At 43.3% G+C, this 17372-nt stretch carries 24 protein-coding genes; 3 read left to right on the top strand and 21 right to left on the bottom strand.

Features of this window, described 5'->3' with window-relative positions:
• From POW22_RS01015 to fbp, 5 genes are all read right to left on the bottom strand, one after another.
• Window positions 1-1509 (bottom strand): ATP-binding response regulator, encoded by a 1509-nt coding sequence (locus POW22_RS01015; RefSeq protein ID WP_272830535.1) that lies wholly within the window; start codon window positions 1507-1509, stop codon window positions 1-3.
• A gap of 3 nt (window positions 1510-1512) precedes the next feature.
• The gene (locus tag POW22_RS01010) at window positions 1513-1998 is read right to left on the bottom strand and encodes a Rab family GTPase (protein ID WP_272830533.1); all 486 of its coding nucleotides are present in this window, start codon (window positions 1996-1998) and stop codon (window positions 1513-1515) included.
• 62 nt (window positions 1999-2060) lie between these two features.
• Window positions 2061-2888: a 5'-3' exoribonuclease gene (locus POW22_RS01005; RefSeq protein WP_272830532.1), complete on the bottom strand. Its 828-nt coding sequence runs from the start codon at window positions 2886-2888 to the stop codon at window positions 2061-2063.
• 12 nt (window positions 2889-2900) lie between these two features.
• On the bottom strand, window positions 2901-3251 hold the full coding sequence (locus POW22_RS01000) for a fructose 1,6-bisphosphatase (RefSeq protein ID WP_272830531.1): 351 nt from the start codon (window positions 3249-3251) through the stop codon (window positions 2901-2903).
• A 41-nt stretch (window positions 3252-3292) separates the two neighbouring features.
• Window positions 3293-4306 carry a class 1 fructose-bisphosphatase gene (gene fbp, locus POW22_RS00995; RefSeq protein ID WP_272830529.1) on the bottom strand — a complete coding sequence of 338 codons (1014 nt, stop codon included), beginning with the start codon at window positions 4304-4306 and terminating at the stop codon, window positions 3293-3295.
• An 84-nt stretch (window positions 4307-4390) separates the two neighbouring features.
• Here fbp and POW22_RS00990 point away from each other — a divergent pair, with 84 nt between their 5' ends.
• The 3 genes from POW22_RS00990 to POW22_RS00980 are packed head-to-tail and all read left to right on the top strand — an operon-like array spanning window position 4391 to window position 7956.
• A complete protein-coding gene (locus POW22_RS00990) occupies window positions 4391-4870 on the top strand; it encodes a GNAT family N-acetyltransferase (protein WP_272830528.1) in 480 nt (159 codons plus the stop codon).
• The gene (locus POW22_RS00985; RefSeq protein WP_272830527.1) at window positions 4857-6116 is read left to right on the top strand and encodes an aspartate kinase; all 1260 of its coding nucleotides are present in this window, start codon (window positions 4857-4859) and stop codon (window positions 6114-6116) included. Before POW22_RS00990 ends, POW22_RS00985 begins: the two co-directional genes overlap by 14 nt.
• 28 nt (window positions 6117-6144) lie before the next feature.
• Entirely contained in the window at window positions 6145-7956 is a 1812-nt protein-coding gene (locus POW22_RS00980) for a lysophospholipid acyltransferase family protein (protein WP_272830526.1), read from the top strand.
• Between the two features lie 5 nt (window positions 7957-7961).
• Here the strand turns inward: POW22_RS00980 and POW22_RS00975 are convergent, their stop codons facing one another.
• The 16 genes from POW22_RS00975 to POW22_RS00900 form a co-directional block, all read right to left on the bottom strand.
• Window positions 7962-8921: an MBL fold metallo-hydrolase gene (locus POW22_RS00975; protein ID WP_272830525.1), complete on the bottom strand. Its 960-nt coding sequence runs from the start codon at window positions 8919-8921 to the stop codon at window positions 7962-7964.
• A 22-nt stretch (window positions 8922-8943) separates the two neighbouring features.
• The gene (locus tag POW22_RS00970; RefSeq protein ID WP_272830523.1) at window positions 8944-9360 is read right to left on the bottom strand and encodes an arsenate reductase ArsC; all 417 of its coding nucleotides are present in this window, start codon (window positions 9358-9360) and stop codon (window positions 8944-8946) included.
• 5 nt (window positions 9361-9365) lie between these two features.
• Entirely contained in the window at window positions 9366-9848 is a 483-nt protein-coding gene (locus POW22_RS00965) for a GNAT family N-acetyltransferase (RefSeq protein WP_272830522.1), read from the bottom strand.
• 3 nt (window positions 9849-9851) lie between these two features.
• Window positions 9852-10340, bottom strand: a complete 489-nt coding sequence (locus POW22_RS00960; protein WP_272830520.1) for a DUF6428 family protein — start codon at window positions 10338-10340, stop codon at window positions 9852-9854.
• 11 nt (window positions 10341-10351) lie between these two features.
• Window positions 10352-10675, bottom strand: a complete 324-nt coding sequence (locus POW22_RS00955) for an ArsR/SmtB family transcription factor (protein WP_272830519.1) — start codon at window positions 10673-10675, stop codon at window positions 10352-10354.
• Between the two features lie 71 nt (window positions 10676-10746).
• Entirely contained in the window at window positions 10747-11154 is a 408-nt protein-coding gene (locus POW22_RS00950) for a TM2 domain-containing protein (protein WP_272830518.1), read from the bottom strand.
• Window positions 11155-11187: 33 nt separating this feature from the next.
• Window positions 11188-11574, bottom strand: a complete 387-nt coding sequence (locus tag POW22_RS00945; protein ID WP_272830517.1) for a VOC family protein — start codon at window positions 11572-11574, stop codon at window positions 11188-11190.
• Window position 11575: 1 nt separating this feature from the next.
• Window positions 11576-12031, bottom strand: coding sequence for a DUF4199 domain-containing protein (locus POW22_RS00940; RefSeq protein ID WP_272830516.1), 456 nt, complete (start codon window positions 12029-12031; stop codon window positions 11576-11578).
• A 126-nt stretch (window positions 12032-12157) separates the two neighbouring features.
• Complete coding sequence (locus POW22_RS00935) at window positions 12158-12577, bottom strand: response regulator transcription factor (protein ID WP_272830515.1); 420 nt, start codon at window positions 12575-12577, stop codon at window positions 12158-12160.
• Window positions 12578-12582: 5 nt separating this feature from the next.
• Window positions 12583-13524, bottom strand: a complete 942-nt coding sequence (locus tag POW22_RS00930; RefSeq protein ID WP_272830514.1) for a 2-hydroxyacid dehydrogenase — start codon at window positions 13522-13524, stop codon at window positions 12583-12585.
• Window positions 13525-13527: 3 nt separating this feature from the next.
• Window positions 13528-13896, bottom strand: a complete 369-nt coding sequence (locus tag POW22_RS00925; protein WP_272830513.1) for a cupin domain-containing protein — start codon at window positions 13894-13896, stop codon at window positions 13528-13530.
• Window positions 13889-14290, bottom strand: coding sequence for an acyl-CoA thioesterase (locus POW22_RS00920; RefSeq protein ID WP_272830512.1), 402 nt, complete (start codon window positions 14288-14290; stop codon window positions 13889-13891). The genes POW22_RS00925 and POW22_RS00920 overlap by 8 nt, the downstream gene beginning before the upstream one ends.
• On the bottom strand, window positions 14287-15642 hold the full coding sequence (gene mgtE, locus POW22_RS00915) for a magnesium transporter (RefSeq protein ID WP_272830510.1): 1356 nt from the start codon (window positions 15640-15642) through the stop codon (window positions 14287-14289). Before mgtE ends, POW22_RS00920 begins: the two co-directional genes overlap by 4 nt.
• Entirely contained in the window at window positions 15620-16414 is a 795-nt protein-coding gene (gene rsmA, locus POW22_RS00910; RefSeq protein WP_272830508.1) for a 16S rRNA (adenine(1518)-N(6)/adenine(1519)-N(6))-dimethyltransferase RsmA, read from the bottom strand. Before rsmA ends, mgtE begins: the two co-directional genes overlap by 23 nt.
• Complete coding sequence (locus POW22_RS00905) at window positions 16414-16722, bottom strand: DUF4286 family protein (RefSeq protein WP_272830507.1); 309 nt, start codon at window positions 16720-16722, stop codon at window positions 16414-16416. Before POW22_RS00905 ends, rsmA begins: the two co-directional genes overlap by 1 nt.
• Entirely contained in the window at window positions 16719-17372 is a 654-nt protein-coding gene (locus tag POW22_RS00900) for a DUF6090 family protein (protein ID WP_272830505.1), read from the bottom strand. The genes POW22_RS00905 and POW22_RS00900 overlap by 4 nt, the downstream gene beginning before the upstream one ends.

Genomic DNA, 17372 nt, shown 5'->3' with positions numbered 1-17372 from the left:
CTACCTTTCTTTAAACGCTGCCTTTATAGCTTTAACGAGCTCTTTAGGCTGATACGGTTTTGTCAAATAAGCAGAGATGCCTAGCGCTTCTGCTTCTTTTTGATACTCTACTCCAGCCATCGCCGTAAGTACTACCACTGGAACCTTTTTGGTCTTTCGCTCTGAGCGCAGACGCTTTAAGAATTCAATTCCGTTGAGGATGGGCAGATCCAAATCTAACAGGATCACATCATAGGTCTTTAGATCGATAAGTTGCAGAGCCATTTCGCCGTGCAAGGCTAGGTCCATAGAAATGAAACCTTCATTGATCAGGATCTTCATGATCAACATCTGATCTAATTCGGCATCGTCAACACAAAGCACACGGATACGCTCATCCACGTCTATTGCTTTTTTACGAGCAGGTTTTTTCTCCTCTCGGAGTGGTACTTCAAAAGGTAGAGAAACTTCAAATTGTGATCCTTCACCCACCTTACTTTTTACTTTGATCTTTCCTTTTTGAAGTTTGACCAGATCATCTACTATTTTTAGTCCGAGACCTTGCCCTTCTGTTGGAGAAAGGAGTTTATCGATCTGGTAATAGGAGTCAAAAATATTGGAAAGTTCAGCATCCTTAATTCCGTATCCTGTATCAGAAACACTAAAACGTAAAGAGACCTTTTTAGCGCGTGAATAGTCTACACTGATGTCTAAAAGTACCTTTCCTTTCGGCGTATTTTTAAAGGCGTTGTCTACCAAATTGATCAGAATCTGCTTTACGCGAATAGGGTCTCCGATAAGAATTGGAGGCACGTTGTCTCTCAGGTTGATCTCAAATTCAATTCGTTTAGTTTTGGCTTTAAGACTGAACATATCATGAAGGTGTTTTGTAACATCCTTCATCTTAAATGAAACGTTCTTCAGGTGTAAGGTTCCTTCACTTATCTTGGAGATATCCAACAGATCATTGAGCAATTCTTCAAGATGCAAACCAGTTTGGCGCACGATCTTGAGCATCTCTGTTTGATCGTAATTCAGATTGCTGTCTTGTAGCAGATTTACAAAACCCATCATATTGCCCAAGGGTTTGCGCAATTCATGACTGAGCTTGGACAAGAAGCTGTTTTTAAGAGCTTCCTTTTCATTGGCAATGGCTTGTTCAACCAACAATTGGTTTGCCAGAATAGTATTCTCGTTCTTCTCTTGAACCACCGGATGAGATCTGCGATAATGCTCCGTAAAATCATAGAGAATAGCGATCAATTCTCCATCGCCATAACGCAATTCAATATCTAAAACGAACTCCTGCTCGTCGGATTTTAAATTGATACAGGGAAACTCAAGCAGTTGAGCATCTGCACTAAGCAGGGGAACTATCGCTTCGAAAAATGGATCAAGATCCTGCAAACGACTTCCTTTTTTAAGCGGGATCAAGGCATCATCAGAAGCCGTGACCTTTCCAGACATATCGGTGGTAATGATCTGCACTCGCTTTTCAAGCAAGTCAGATTTAAAACTCTTTAAACTCATAGATTACAACAGTTCTCTGGCTAATTCTTCAAAGACCGTGGCGACGTTGGTTCCTTCCTTCGCGCTGGTTGTGATGACATGTTCCAGATTGTTTTTGGTGAGAAATTCATCCAGATCGGTTCCGTCAAAAAGATCGGCCTTGTTTCCAACAACCTTAATTGGGGCCTTGGGATATTGCTTTTTGATGAAATCTAGATTTTCGTTGAGGTTGTTAAAAGTGATCGGACGGGTTAAGTCAAAGACGTAGAGGAAACCATCAGTTCCTAACATATAGCTCGAACGCATCTCTTCGACCTTAGCGTTTCCTTCCAGATCCCAGATAATCATATTCACCTGATTGTCGTCCAATTCGATCTGTTTTTTCTTTACCTGAACCCCAAGGGTCACCAGATAATCCTCACTAAAGGCGCTATCAACATAACGTCTCACTAAGCTGGTCTTTCCAACTCCAAAATGCCCTATCAGCACAATTTTTTTAGATACTTCCATCTAATACGTGGTAATTTTAGTTGTCAATGATTTGCTTTGCAATTTGTGTTCCAAACTTAAAATTAGGTGTTGTCTAAATAGTCTTCAAACATTGAAGCTAAGAAGATGTCTACGTTTTCACGTTGCGCGTTAGTTAACAACTCACTCAAGGTGTCGCTGTTTTCAAGGATTAGGTCTTCAATTTCGTTTTCGAACTGCGGCGTCAGGTTACCGGAAACCACAACAGCCATGTAGTACGAATGGAAATTCTGAATTTGGATTTTGTAGAGTTCGTAGTCAATTCCTTCCAGATTTTGGCTTTCGCCCTGAAACGCATCTTCCACAAAACTCTTAATGGCAGTCAACATGCCAGAGATCAAGTCTTTGTCCAAGGTCTGTTGGTTGGAATAATTGCCCAAAAGCATTCCAGACCCCTTTTTAATCACAAACACTTCCATCAGTTCTGGTGCATCCAATTCACTCAAAATAATGTCGCTTTCCTTCACTCCGGTAAACAGGGCTTTGAGTTTGCGTTGTAAGCCCTTAAGCGTAAAGGTGTTGTTGACCTTATTATTGATGTTCTCTGATAGTAGTGCTAGCTCATTTTGTATGTAACGCTTTACCATTTTTCCCAAAATAGGATAGAGCGCTTCCACAACTTGATCTTTACTATTTGCGATCTGTTCTTTGAGCGTTTTGGTGATCACAGGGCCCAATCGCGTGGGGATTTCCTCCACAAATTGTTCCATGTTCTCCTCAAAGATGGGATCGACTTTTTTTGCTAGTTTTTCTTTGGACTCGAGAGTCTGTGTAATGGTATCAAGGCGTTGGGATATGGCATCGGCAACCTCCCTGTCATCAATTAACAGGATATCCCGAAGCAGGTTGAGTTTATCCTTTTGCTCGACCATAAATGGATTTTCTTAGGAGCGTAGCTTTTCTCCCAATTTGATCAACAGATCTCCGAGTTCGTCTTTATTGACCTTAGCTTTATCAACACCTTCGGTTTTGTCGTTAAGCGCATCTTCTAGGTCAGTGATACGGATGTTGATGTCTGTGGTCATGGAATCAATAGATTGCATGAGCTCGTTACGAACCTGATCTATATAGTCTTCAAGTTCTTTTTTGCGGTCCTGAATTTCTTGTTTTAGCGTATCGAACTCACTGTCGTATTGTTCGATATTCTCTCCAAAGATCAGCTGCTTTATTGCTTCGATCTTGGAACCAGAATCCATGGCTTCACCTTGGGGGGTTTTTGTTTTTTCCTTCGCCATAATCTTACGTTGAAAAGTAAATGTACTAAAATTCGTGTTCTTTAAGCCTTTGCAGCCTTTTTCATACAAGATTCTGCCTGTTCGACCATAGTAGTGGATCCGCAGAAAAAGGGAACTCTTTGATGCAATTCTGTAGGCTCAATATCTAGAATTCTTTGGAAGCCATCGCTGGCTTTTCCTCCAGCTTGTTCCGCCAAAAAGGCCATGGGGTTGCATTCGTAAAGCAAACGCAGCTTACCTTGAGGATTCTTAGCCGTGCTGGGATACATATAGATTCCGCCTTTGATCATATTTCTGTGAAAGTCAGAAACCAATGAACCGATATAACGAGAAGTATACGGTCTGTCGCCTTCTTCCATCTGACAATATTTGATGTAATCCTTCACTCCTTGAGGGAACTGGGAATAGTTCCCTTCATTCACAGAATAGATATTCCCATTGTCTGGGAACTTCATATTTGGGTGTGATAAATAATAGGTTCCAATGGCCGGGTTGAGCGTAAAGCCATTTACTCCATGACCTGTGGAATACACGATCATCGTAGAAGTACCGTAAATGATGTATCCGGCAGCAACCTGCTTGTTGCCTGCCTGGAGAAAATCCTCAGCAGTCACAGGCGTTCCCACTGGTGTTACCCGTCTGTAGATGGAAAAAATGGTTCCCACAGAGACATTCACGTCAATGTTAGAAGAACCGTCTAAAGGGTCAATCAAGACCACATATTTGTGTTGGTTGTTTGGGTTTCCATCTTTAATGGCGATGAAATCGTCCTCCTCTTCACTGGCAATTCCGCAGACAATTTCACGGTTAGTCAAGGTTTTAATGAAGGCTTCATTAGCAAAAACGTCTAACTTTTGCTGATCCTCGCCTTGTATGTTCATATCACCGGCAGCACCTAAAATGTCAACCAAACCGGCCTTATTTACCTCGTGGTTGACCACCTTTGCAGCCAGTCTTATGGAGTTGATGAGTCTTGATAATTCGCCGGAAGAGTATTTGAATTCACTCTGATTTTCGATGATGAATTCGCCCAGCGTTTGGTTTCTGATAGCCATGGAAGTAGTTGATGAGAATTTCCAGCAAATATCGTTAAAATTCACAAATAGCCCCGATATTTGTGGTATTACAAAATCATTAAAATGATTCGAGAAGCCCGAAAAGAGGACGCCCCAGCCATGCTTTCTTTGATTAAAGAATTGGCGGTTTTTGAAAAGGAACCCGATGCTGTTTTGATCGACACTCAAACTTTAGTAAGGGAAGGATTTGGAGAGCGACCACTTTTCAAGTGTTTTGTGGCCGAGATAGACGGTAAAGTGGTTGGAATGGCTTTGGTCTACTTCCGATTCTCTACCTGGAATGGCCGCGGACTCTATCTGGAAGATCTTGTTGTCACGCAATCCATGCGCGGTAAAGGTCTCGGGAAAGCACTCTTGGATCGTGTGATTCAATACGGCAAGCAGGAAGATGTGGGCCGAATTGATTGGGTGGTTTTGGATTGGAATGAATCAGCTATTCAGCTTTACGAGTCCATTGGAGCCAATCTTTTAAAAGATTGGTATATCGCTCAGATGGATCGAAAGGCTATTGCTATTTATATGGAGAAGCATGCGAATATTTAAATTCGGAGGAGCCTCTGTCAAAGATGCTACAGGGGTTAGGAACTTAAAACGAGTATTGGAGAATACCGGCAGCAGTGAACTGGTAGTCGTTGTATCGGCCATGGGTAAAACCACCAATGCCTTAGAGGCAGTGGTTAGTGCCTATTTTAAAAAGGACGATTCTGTAAAAGCGGCCATAGATTCTTCCAAACAATACCATCTAGAGATCCTTAAGGACTTGTTTCCCAACAAAAGCCACAGTATTCATCAAAGGATCAAAGACTTCTTTGGGTCATTGGAGGATTTTCTAGCCCACAACCGATCGGAGACGCATGCCTTTGTTTACGATCAAGTGGTGAGTTTTGGCGAGTTGATCTCTACGACTATCGTATCTACTTTTCTCAACGAAAATGGGCATAAGAATACTTGGTTGGATGTGCGCAGTTGTATCAAGACAGACAGCACCTATCGCGATCCCCGTGTGGATTGGCAAATGACCCAAGAGCTTATTAAAAAATCGGTGGATCGCAAAGGACTTACCATAACTCAAGGATTTTTGGGCTCGGAAGTCAACAATAACTTTACCACAACTTTAGGACGAGAAGGTTCGGATTATACCGCGGCGATCTTCGGTTATTGTTTGGATGCGGAAAGCGTGACCATTTGGAAGGATGTTCCAGGAGTTTTGAACGCAGATCCGCGTCATTTCTCTAAGACGCAATTGCTGAATCATATTTCCTATCGCGAGGCGATAGAATTGGCCTTTTACGGAGCGTCTGTAATTCACCCTAAGACGCTTCAACCTTTGCAGCGCAAGGAAATTCCGCTTTATGTGCGCTCTTTCATTAAGCCAGAAGATCCTGGAACCTGCGTGACCAAAGGCAAGGCGTTAGACCCTATGGTGTCTTGTTTTATCCTCAAGAAAGACCAAGTACTTATTTCCCTTTCTTCTTTGGATTTCTCTTTTATGATGGAAGATCATATTGGGGAGGTCTTCAAGCTTTTGCATCAGTATAAGATGAAGGTGGAACTCATCCAGAATTCGGCCATTAGTTTTTCGGTGGTCGTGGATAACAAGTTCAAACGCCTGCCTGAACTTTTAACCCAGTTAAAACAACAGTTCAGTGTAACACATTATGAAGGGGTGACTCTTTATACTGTCCGTCATGCCAAACCGGAGGAAATCAAGGCTTTAGTCAAAGGCCAAGAAGTGCTGCTGAAGCAGGAAGCACAGGAAACCGTTCAGGTGGTTATCGGGCAAAGTTAGATTCCCTATATTTGGGGGCAATACTCTCATGGGATTAGTTAACGCAAAAGAGGTAGCCACGGCCGTTGGGCTCAAAAAATTCGGTATTCTTGGGACTTTTATGGGGTGGACCCTCATGAAGATCCTAAAGATCGATACGCTCAACAAGATCTACAACAAACACAAGCACCTCAATGATCTGGAATTTGTCACCTCGCTTTTGGATGAGTTTGAGATCAAATTTGAGATCCCAGAGGAAGATTTAAAGCGTATCCCAAAGAACGGGCCTTTCATTACTATTTCCAATCACCCTTTAGGTGGTATTGACGGTATTCTACTGCTCAAACTGCTCTTGCAAGATCGTCCCGATTTTAAGATCATCGCGAATTTCCTATTGCACCGTATTGAGCCTTTAAAGCCCTATGTGATGCCTGTAAATCCCTTTGAGGACAGAAAGGACATCAAGTCCAGCGTTACTGGTTTTAAAAACGCCATTGGTCATTTGCGCGACGGACATCCTTTAGGAATATTTCCTGCAGGAGAGGTGTCAACCTACAAGGATGATAAGCTTATGGTTGACAAACCTTGGGAAGTAGCTGCGATGAAGCTGATCAAAAAGGCCGAAGTGCCTGTGGTACCGATCTACTTCCACGCTAAAAACAGTAAGCTTTTTTACCGTCTGGCAAAGATGAGTGACACCCTGCGCACCGCTAAGCTGCCCTCAGAATTGTTGACGCAAAAAGAACGTTTGATCAAGGTGCGAATCGGGAATCCGATCTCGGTCAAAGATCAACAAGAACACGAGACTCTGGAGAACTTCACGGAATTCCTCCGTAGAAAAACATACGTACTGGCCAATCCTTTTGAAAAGAAAACCCTCATTGAGAGCATTCCAAAGACCTTAAAGCTGCCAAAAGCTCCCAAGAAGATCGCTGGGCCAGCTTCAACGGAAGCCATGCTCAAGGAAGTGGAAGCCCTTACAGCAGATGATAAACGCCTACTGCAAAGTAAAAACTACGAGGTGTTCTTAGCTCCCGCCGCTCGCATACCGAACATTTTGCAAGAGATCGGTCGATTGCGTGAGATCACTTTTAGAGAGATCGGGGAAGGGACCAACAACTCTACAGACTTGGATAAGTTTGATAGTTATTACCACCATATGTTCCTTTGGGACAACGATAAAAACAAGTTGGTTGGCGCTTACCGTATGGGACTAGGCTCTAAGATCTTTGCGGAATATGGCATAGACGGTTTCTACCTGCAAGATCTGTTTAGATTTGAACCCGAACTCTACCCCATGATGAGCAAGTCCATAGAAATGGGCCGCGCCTTCATCATAAAGGAATACCAGCAAAAGCCTATGCCGCTCTTTTTGCTGTGGAAAGGAATTGTGCATACCACGTTGCGTTTCCCAGAGCATCGTTATTTGATCGGCGGGGTGAGTATCAGTAATAAATTCTCTGACTTCTCTAAATCTTTGATGATCGAGTTTATGAAGTCAAACTACTACGATCCTTACGTAGCCCAGTACATCAATCCAAAAAAGGAGTACAAGGTAAAGCTTAAGGATGCAGATAAGGACTTTATTTTTGATGAGACCGAGGCTGATCTGAACAAGTTTGACAAACTTATTGATGAGGTGGAACCAGGAAGTCTGCGTTTGCCGGTTCTTATTAAAAAGTACATCAAGCAAAACGCCAAGGTGGTTGCCTTTAATGTGGATCCTCTGTTCAATAACGCGGTAGACGGTTTGATGTATATCAGAATTGCTGATTTGCCAGAAAGTACCGTTAAGCCTGTAATGGAAGAGTTTCAAGCAGAACTCGAGAAAAAATATGGGCTGCGTTCCGAAGAGGAATAGGCTGCCTAAAGCGCAAAGACTTCCAACGGCTGCGCAATATTATACCCCTTATTAAGTATGGTTGTTGTTGCTTCGGATGAAGGGTCGAGCGCTGGATTGGTGTGGTTGAAGTGAATGAAATACACGCGTGATTTCAGCTCGTCTGATAAAGAATCAAAAAGTGTCATGCTCTCTTCTATGGATGGATGTGGAATCTGCGACATATCGCGTCCACCGAGTTCATCTCCGCTATAAAAAGTAGCGTCCAAAAAGGCATAATCGACTTGCCCGATCCAATCTATTATTGATTCTTCCCAAAGGGCCCATTTGTCAATATCTGGTATAAAAAGTGCGGATTTATTCGGGCCAATAATGTGATAGCCCACCGTTTCTGAATACTCATCGCGATGAGGCACCAAAATAGGGGTCACTTGCAGTTCGCCCGATAAATTCAAAGTTGTAGAATCCATCTGCCTTAAGCTGATGTTATTGTTTTCACTCAAAGCACTCCAAGGTGCATTTGCTCTGAGGAATTCATCCATTCGGGGCATGGCGTAAACAGGAACCGACCTTGTAGAAGCAGCTTCCTTGCCCAAATGCATTAAACCCGAATAATGGCCAATATGCGCATGGGTCAAAAAGATCCCTGATGGAATTGGGTCGCTACCGGGATTGGCTTTTTGCAACCAAGCCAATTGTTTGCTGATGTTTGGAGTGGCTTCAAAGAGATAATTCTTCTGCGTGTTGGAATCTACCAAACCCAGGGAAACCACAGCGTCTAAAGGGTTCGGATTGTTTATTTTATCAGCGCAGCAGGATTTTTGACATCCCAGTTGAGGAGCGCCAGCATCTTGTAAATTACCTAAGACAATCAAAGAAGTTTGGCTTACGGAAGGCACCGAAACGGCGGTAGCAGATTGCTTTTTAGGTTGCTCACTGCAACCCATCAGCATTACACTAAACCATAAAATTAAAACCCGCTTCACCCTATGAAGATAAGGCTAAGTTTTAAAAGTGTGTTGAGGCAAATTCTGTTACATAAGCTTGAATCTCATCGCGTGCCTTGTCAAAAGCAGCTCGAGTATCTTCTTCAGAGCCTACAAACTTAGAGGGGTCGTAAAAATTGTGATGCAAACGTTGAGCGTTGGGAGCTGCAATGAATGGGCAGTTCTCATAGGCGTGATCACAAACGGTGATGATGAAATCCCAGTCAATTCCTGCGTATTCATCAACGTGATTTGAGGTGTGACCAGTGATATCTAAACCAGCGCGTTGCATAGTAGCAACTGCTCCTGGATTGAGGCCGTGGGTTTCAATTCCCGCGCTGTAAATGGCTGCTTTGTCACCGAGTTGTTGGTTTAAAAATCCATGGGCCATTTGTGACCTGCAACTGTTGCCTGTGCATAAAACCAAGATATTCTTCATTTGGGCTATGTTATGTCGTTTCTGTGTTCCATTAATACGTTATCGTACCATTTGCCGTCACGCTTGGCGATGCGCTTGCGGACTCCAACGATGCGATATCCGCATTGTTCGTGCAAATAAATACTGTGTTTGTTCTCTGCGAAGATGCCGGCTTGGAGCGTCCAAAAACCAGCGGCTTTGCTAGCTATAACAAGATGTTTTAGCAATTTGCGTCCAATGCCTTGGCCGCGGTGATCCGAAGCGATGTAAATTGTACTCTCTGCCACGCCTTTGTAAACCTTGCGTTTGGACGCTGGACTCAGAGCGCACCATCCAACAACTTGGTTGTCTCTTAAAGCTACAAAGCGACAGGGCTTCATAAACTTCTTCTTCCAGGCTTTCCAATTGGGGACCTCAGTCTCAAAAGTGGCAATACCAGTGTCTAAGCCGTCACTATAAATCTGTGCGACTTCTGGATAATGCTTCTTTTTGAGTTGTTGTATTTCCATGATCTAGCAACATCCACTCCCAGGACTGCAGCTGTTAGAAGCTTCAGCCATCGCGGGTTCAGGAACTCCGCAAATGTCTTTGGCTTTGCAGTCTGTTGGTTCTACAGCTAACTTAAGCAAGATCTGATTGCCTTTGATTTCGTAATCGTTAACAAAAAGTTGCGCTGTGTGAAATACCGAGTTCCCGTATTCAAAGCGGACCACGGAGTTCATATCATAGGCACGCATTTGCCCAACTTTTTTAAGGATTCCTAAGGCTTTAAAAGCGGTCATGTATTCGGTTTTTCCGAGTTCATCTGGGCTTTCCCAAAGTTGAATCACCGTTTCATTCCAGCCGTCGGCGCGAGCTCCACAGTCTACCGAGTCAATGACAACATGCTTTACTTCTGTTATATGATAGTTCGCCCCAACCAGTTGCCCTGGGCTGTATTCAAAGAGTAGGGCAGCGTTTTTATGTTGGTCAAGTAAGTTGAATAATTCTTGTGTATTCATAGTTCTAGGTTTTAACAACATTTGGCCTCTGTAGACTCAAAGAAATCTTGGAAAAGTTCTTTAAGTAGCGTAAGCCTGGATTTGTTGATGGTGTAATATTGGCTCTTTCCCTCAAAGCGACTTTTGAGCAAGCCTGATTTTTTAATTACCTGTAAATGCTGAGAAGTGGTAGGCTGAGAAAGCCTGATCTTTTCTGCAATGTCTTTACAAAGGCAACCCTCACAGTCTCCGATATAGTTTAAGATAGAGATCCTCGCAGGATGCGAGATCACTTTTGCCAAGTCTGCAAGTTGATTGGCCTTTACTGAATGTATATGTCTTTTAGATACTCCCATAATGTTATATTGCAATATTACGATTATATACTATAAAAACAAAGCCTTCCGTTAAAAAGGCTTTTAATGATCTAGAACCAAGGTCGCTTGTTCTCTTGATAGGTATGGTAAAATTCAGCGTCAGACTTGGTGAGGTAGATGATTCCTTCTACTAAAGTCACCACCCAAATGGCCCAGGCAAATAGACCAAAAGTGATAATGCCCAGAATAAAAGTACCTGCTAAAAGCATAATTCCTTCTTTGTTGTATCCCAAAACAAATTTATGAAGCCCGAACCCACCAATAACAATGGCTAAGATACCAGCCAATACCCGCTTGTTGTCTTTAGATTCTCGCAGTTCGTTCCAGCTTTCCTTGATATTTCTCGCTGCTTCTTCTGCGGCATCACCCGCCTGAGAAGCCGCTTCACGTGCCTTTTCTGTGGCATTCTCAAAGCCGTCAAAAATGTCGTCCGTTTTGTTTTTATCTGATCCACTCATGGCTGCTCAAAGTTTTACCTAAAAGTAGCAATTTTACAAAAAGGCGCTGTCAATAGGCTCCCACAATTCAATCTTATTGCCTTCATTGTCTAGGATCCACCCAAACTTGCCGTAATCATAGGTTTCCATCCCTCCAACCACTGTGACCCCCTCTTCTTTTAAGGTCTTCAAAAGACTCTCCAGATCAGCTACTCTAAAATTCATCATGAACTGTTTTTCGCTGGGTTTGAAGTACTCGGTGTCTTCTTTAAAAGGACTCCATTGGGTGCTGCAATCGTTCCCATCGGCATCTTTCCACCAAAAGGTGCATCCGTAGTCATCAGTGTTTAAACCTAGATGCTGCTTGTACCAATCTTTGACTGCTTTTGGGTCTTTGGTCTTAAAGAAGAATCCGCCCAATCCGGTTACTCGTTTTTCCATCTTATGCTTTGCGTTTTAGGATTAATGCTGAGATTAAAGTAATGATCATGCCCACAAACATGGCGATAAAGAACATCAATACGCCCAACATGGGTGTGCTATATACTTCTGCTTCCACCCCTTGGGCTTTCATTTCTTCGGCGTAATTAACGGCCCAATCCGGATCAATGATGCCGGTATAGATCATGTCCGCTACAGCGATCCCTAAAGAACCCATAGCGCTAATTCCCAATCCGACTAAAAGGGCGTTTCCAAAACTTACTGCTCCGCCATTCACCCGGTCTCTGTAGGCCTTGATGCCAAAATAGATCATAGAAAGCGCAATGATGATTCCGGCATAGCCTAAAATTTCACTATTGCCAATTTCAAATTGCAATGACAGCAATAGGCTAATTCCAAAGAGTATCAGGCCTGCAATTAAGGATCTGATCCCGTACTTAATGATAGTTGATTTCATGTTAGTTGATTTTAAAATTGAACTTAAGCTTCTCAGTTTAGAAGCACAGTTCAAAAGTATGTCGCTGCTCTTGTAGGCAGCTCATACTAAAGTACCAAATTCAATTTTTATGGAATTTTTGGACTCCTACTTTGGTAGGATTTGTAGCTCCTGAGCCCGCTTCAGCGCTTCGGTTCGGCGTTTTGCGTCCAGCTTGACCAAAAGATTAGAAACGTGGGTTTTTACCGTGCTTTCAGAAACAAACAACTGGGCCCCGATCTCTTTATTGGAAAGGCCATCGGCCAAGGCCTCTAAGACCTCTAACTCGCGTTTGGAGATCCCGAGCTTTTCAATCATGACCAAATCTTGGGTCCAAGGCTGAGCTTCTTTGGGTTTAGCTTTTGAATAACGTGAGACCCAGATCCCGACTCCAAAAAATACTAAAGCGAGCACTGCTAAGATCCATTCGGCCTGAAAGTCACTACTGAGCCAAATGCGCTTGCTAGTTTCAAAAAGCAGCATCAGCAAAATCACAATCGCACCAAAGACCAGAATGATTCGCTTCATACTTATTAATTATCAAAGGCGTTTTTGATCTTGTCTACGATGGTTTGGGCCAGCTTTTCTAAACTCTCTACGGTCCAACCCGCAATATGAGGGCTCAGTATTACTTGATCCATTTCCAACAGTTCTGCAAGTGCTTGAGGCATCTTGTCTGCTTCAAATAAAGATTCAAAGGAGCTCTTTTCATATTCAAGCACATCCAAACCTGCTCCGAGCACTTTACCCGATTTTAAGGCATTCACTAAATCTGCAGTGACTACTGATTTCCCGCGAGCAGTATTAATTAAAAAGAAAGCTTTGCTAAAGCCATTGATGAATTCACCATCAACCATCTTATCGGTAAGCGGAGTCCAAGGGGTGTGCAGACTGATCACATCGGCCTCTTTTTGAAGGGTTTCAAAATCCACTTGCTGGGCATTTTCGTCACCTACATCGGCTAAAATATCATAACAGAGTACACGGCATTCAAAGCCACGAAGTTTACGCGCAAAGGCTTTTCCCATGTTGCCGTAACCAATGATGCCAACGGTGCGATAATCCAACTCCAAGCCGCGATTCGCCTCTCGGTTCCACTGTCCTTTTTTGATCTGCTGATGGGCAGGCATCAATTTATTGAGCAGCCCGAGCAGCATGCCTAAGGCGTGTTCGCCTACTGCATTGCGATTGCCTTCTGGAGCCGAGAAGAGTTGAATTCCCTTTTCTTGGGCAACAGTGGCATCAATGCTTTCCATTCCTGCGCCAACACGTGCGATGAACTTCAGGCGTTGGCCTGCATCTAGGAATTCTTGATCTACGGTGATTCGACTTCTTAAAACGACTCCGTCATATTCGGGAAGTATTTCTAAGGCTTCTGCTCGTGATACTTGATAAGCTTCTGTATTCTGATGGCCCGCAGCCTTGAGCTGCTGGGTGAGTAAAGGATGATTCTTATCTAGATGGAGGATTTTCAAAGTTTAGATCTTTGGGTAGGAGCTGCGCGTTTTTTCATGCTGCACATCTCCGGTGTGTTTGGTACTTAGTTTCTCAAATAACAGCAGTTGTACTTCTTGACCGTCTACGGTTTTTGGGCAATGTTCAACGCCTTTAGGAACCACGATGATCTCGCCTTCATTGACAGTTTCCACGCGATCTCTAAAATGCATTAAAAGCGTGCCTCTTTGCACGTAGAAAAGCTCGTCTTCTTCCTCGTGGGCATGCCAGACAAATTCCCCGCTGATCTTAGCTAATAGCACTTGCATATTATCTACTGTTGCTATTTGATGCGGATGCCAGTGATCGCTAAAACGGCTAAATTTTTCCTGAATGTTTATCGGTTTACTCATCGATAAACAAATTACAAATTTCCTCTGGAATTAAAGTGGGTTTCTTGCTGTCTGCTTTTAACAGACACCAAAGGGTTTTGGCTTTGACGAGTAATTTGCCCGTTTGCTCGTTGTAGATTTCATACTGCCTTTCTGATCGAACTCCAGCATTGCTTGCAACCCAGGTTTTGATCAATAACTGTTCTCCCAATAAGGCTTGCATTTTGTATTCGATTTCATGCTTTAAGACAAACCAAACATAGTCTTGTAGATGTTTAGTCGTGGCGTTTTGGGTCCAGTGGTTTTCTGCAGCGTCTAAACACCATTGAAGATAAACCAGATTGTTGACGTGGTTGCGATCGTCAATATGCTCCTCGCGAACAGTGATGCTTTGCGTGAAGATCTGAGGGGTCAAAACTGAAGAATAAGCTTGGAGAGGTAAAAGAATAAAAAGATCCCGAATATATCGTTGCTGGTAGTGATAAACGGTCCGGTTGCAATAGCCGGATCGATGCCGCGTTTGTCCAAAATGATGGGTACAAAGGTCCCGATGAGTGCAGCAATGATAATAACCGAGAGCATAGAAACAGCAATGGTCAGACTAAAGGCAACCGTGTATCCCATAATAGCTCCAAAAAGCATAACCAGTCCGCCTAAGGCAATCCCGTTGATCAGACTCAATCCAACCTCTTTTAACAAACGCTGCCACAAACTTCCTTTCACCACATCATTGGCCAAACCTTGTACAATGATCGCGCTGGATTGTACGCCCACATTCCCAGCCATAGCCGCAATCAATGGGGTAAAGAAAAATAAGGCCTTCACTTGAGGATCTGCCATGAGATCTTCAAAATCTTCTAAAATAAAAACGGATGCCAAACCACCAAAGAGGCCTAAAACCAACCAAGGCAATCGGGCTTTGGTGAGTTCAAAGATGGAGTCATCGGCTTCTACTTCTTGAGTAATACCTGCAGCCAACTGGTAGTCTTTTTCAGCCTCCAGTTTGATGAAATCTACAATATCATCAATGGTAATTCTTCCGAGGAGTTTGTGATGCTCATCCACCACAGGAATGGCTTCCAAGTCATATTTATTCATGATTCGGGCTACTTCTTCTCCGGTGCGATCCACAAAGACAAAGTCTACGCGAGGAATATAAATGTCGCTGATCTTGGCCTTTTCAGGAGCGGTCAGTAAGTCTTTTAAAGACAGGCGGCCGATGAGTTTTTCATCCTTGTCCACTACATAAATAGAATGCACACGTGTCACATTTTTGGCCTGTCTGCGCATTTCTCGAACGCAGCCGGCAATGGTCCAAGTGTCTTTAACGCGGACCAATTCTTTCGCCATAAGTCCACCGGCACTGTTTTCATCATAGGTGAGCAGTTCACGGATCTCTTGAGCGTGTTTCTCATCCTTGATCTCGTCGATCACTTCCTCAACAATGGCATCATCCAATTCTGCGATCACATCGGCCGCGTCATCAGTATCCATCTCGTCGAGCTCCTCTGCAATTTCCTTAGGAGAAAGATTGTCTAAAAGGTCTTCACGCAGATCATCATCTAACTCCATTAAGGCGTCAGAAGTGGTTTCGGAATCTAAAAGGCGAAGCAGATAGGTAGCATCTTCCAGATTGAGCTCATCCAAGATCTCAGCAATGTCCGCATAGTGGTAGTCACCCATTAATGCTTTGAGCTGGGTATCCTCGGTTGACGCGATGTGCTGTTGAACCTGGTCGATTAACTCATCTGTGATCTGAAAGGCCATCTTGCGCTATTTTTTGAGTGAGTTCGACAAACCCGGAAACCGAAAGACGTTCCGGACGAAGCTCAAAGATAGCATCTTCTTTCAACTTATCAGACAAATCAAAAGATTTTAAGCTGTTGCGTAAGGTCTTACGCCTTTGATTAAAGGCAGTTTTGACCACTTTAAAGAATAGGTCCTCATCACAGGGCAATTGAAAATGTTCTTTTCGACGCATGCGCATCACGCCACTATCTACTTTAGGTGGTGGATTGAACACTCCTGGAGGTACAGTAAAGAGATATTCCGTTTCAAAGAAGGCTTGCGTAAGTACAGAAAGGATTCCGTAGGACTTATTGCCTGGGCCTTGACAGATGCGTTGGGCCACTTCTTTTTGAAACATTCCGGCAAATTCGAGTACTTGACCTCGGGCTTCAATAGCTTTAAAAACGATCTGAGAGGAAATATTATAAGGGAAATTCCCAATGATTCCCAATTGGGCATTGCCAAAACGCTCTTGCAGATCGGCCTTTAAAAAATCGGCCTCTACAACGGTCAGATTGGATTGTAGATAAGTCGCATTGAGGTATTCAATGGATTCGGTGTCTACATCCATGGCTGTAATGGGCTTGCCTGTTTGAATGAGAAACTCGGTGAGTACGCCAGTCCCAGGACCAATTTCAAGCACCTGCTCAAAACCTTCAAAAGACAAGGTTTCACTGATCTTTCTAGCAATGTTCTTGTCGACCAAAAAATGTTGACCCAAATGCTTTTTGGCGCGTACTGGGGAAGCCATTATTGTTCGCTTACAATTTCCAGTTCTGTTCTAAAGGCCACAAATTTGCCTTCAAAGCGCTTGCTTTCTCCTCGCAATCTCGGAGCGTCTTCAGCGTAATAACGCTTGAGTGTATCTGCATTGGGAGCCGTGTATTGCACCGAATAAGTAATGCCGCCCATTTCTTCCTCCACCAAGACTCGTGTCATTAAGGCTTTGGTAAATTTTTTAGTGGCGAGCATATCTGGAATATGTTCGTTCTTCATCCAATCCACCCAAGTGTCGTGAATGGATTCTTCAATGTTTATGGTGACGTTGTAGATGATCATAGCTCTTCGTATTTTTCTAAAAAGGCTCTTATGCGTTCTTGGGTTTCACGATACTTCTCCAGACGCGCGGTAAACTGATAACTCATGGTGCCCAAAGCATTTTTAAATCGTTGATCTGTGTAAACCTCTGGCTCTTGGGTGCGGAGTTGAAACAGATCGAATTCTTTCATAACATAAGGCAAAAAATAGGCGGTAAAGACCTCTCCGTTTACCTCGTCATAAAATTCCGTCCAATTGTAATATTCGTAGAGATTGATAATGTCATTCTTCAGCTCAAAATCGTCTATAAGGCGAACATCTCCAGATTGGATGAGTGATTGATAGGCATTTCTTTTAATGTAAACATTTACAAAAGCCAATTGTTGCATGCTCAGCGCGTTGATGGTTTCAAATTGCTGTTCGCGGGCTATGAGCTGTAAGAGTTGATTTAGATTCTTTTCAGCTTCTTGTCCCTTGATAAGCGCACTGTCTACCATTCTAAGGTTGAATTCGGTCTCCTCAATGATGTTGGACAAATGCTGTCGCAGTAAAACCTCGTTCTTTCGGTCTTCCCGGCAGGAATCCAACTGAAAAGCCAGTAAAATTCCAACAATAACAACCACAAACTCTAAACCGTGGTTGAGCCAATCTATCTTTTTAGATTTTGCCAT

The organism is Gilvibacter sediminis (assembly GCF_028561565.1).
In the GTDB taxonomy this organism is placed as follows: Bacteria; Bacteroidota; Bacteroidia; order Flavobacteriales; family Flavobacteriaceae; genus Gilvibacter; species Gilvibacter sediminis.
The sequence above is the reverse complement of the archived record's forward strand: the minus strand, read 5'-3'. Positions and strand labels throughout refer to the sequence as shown.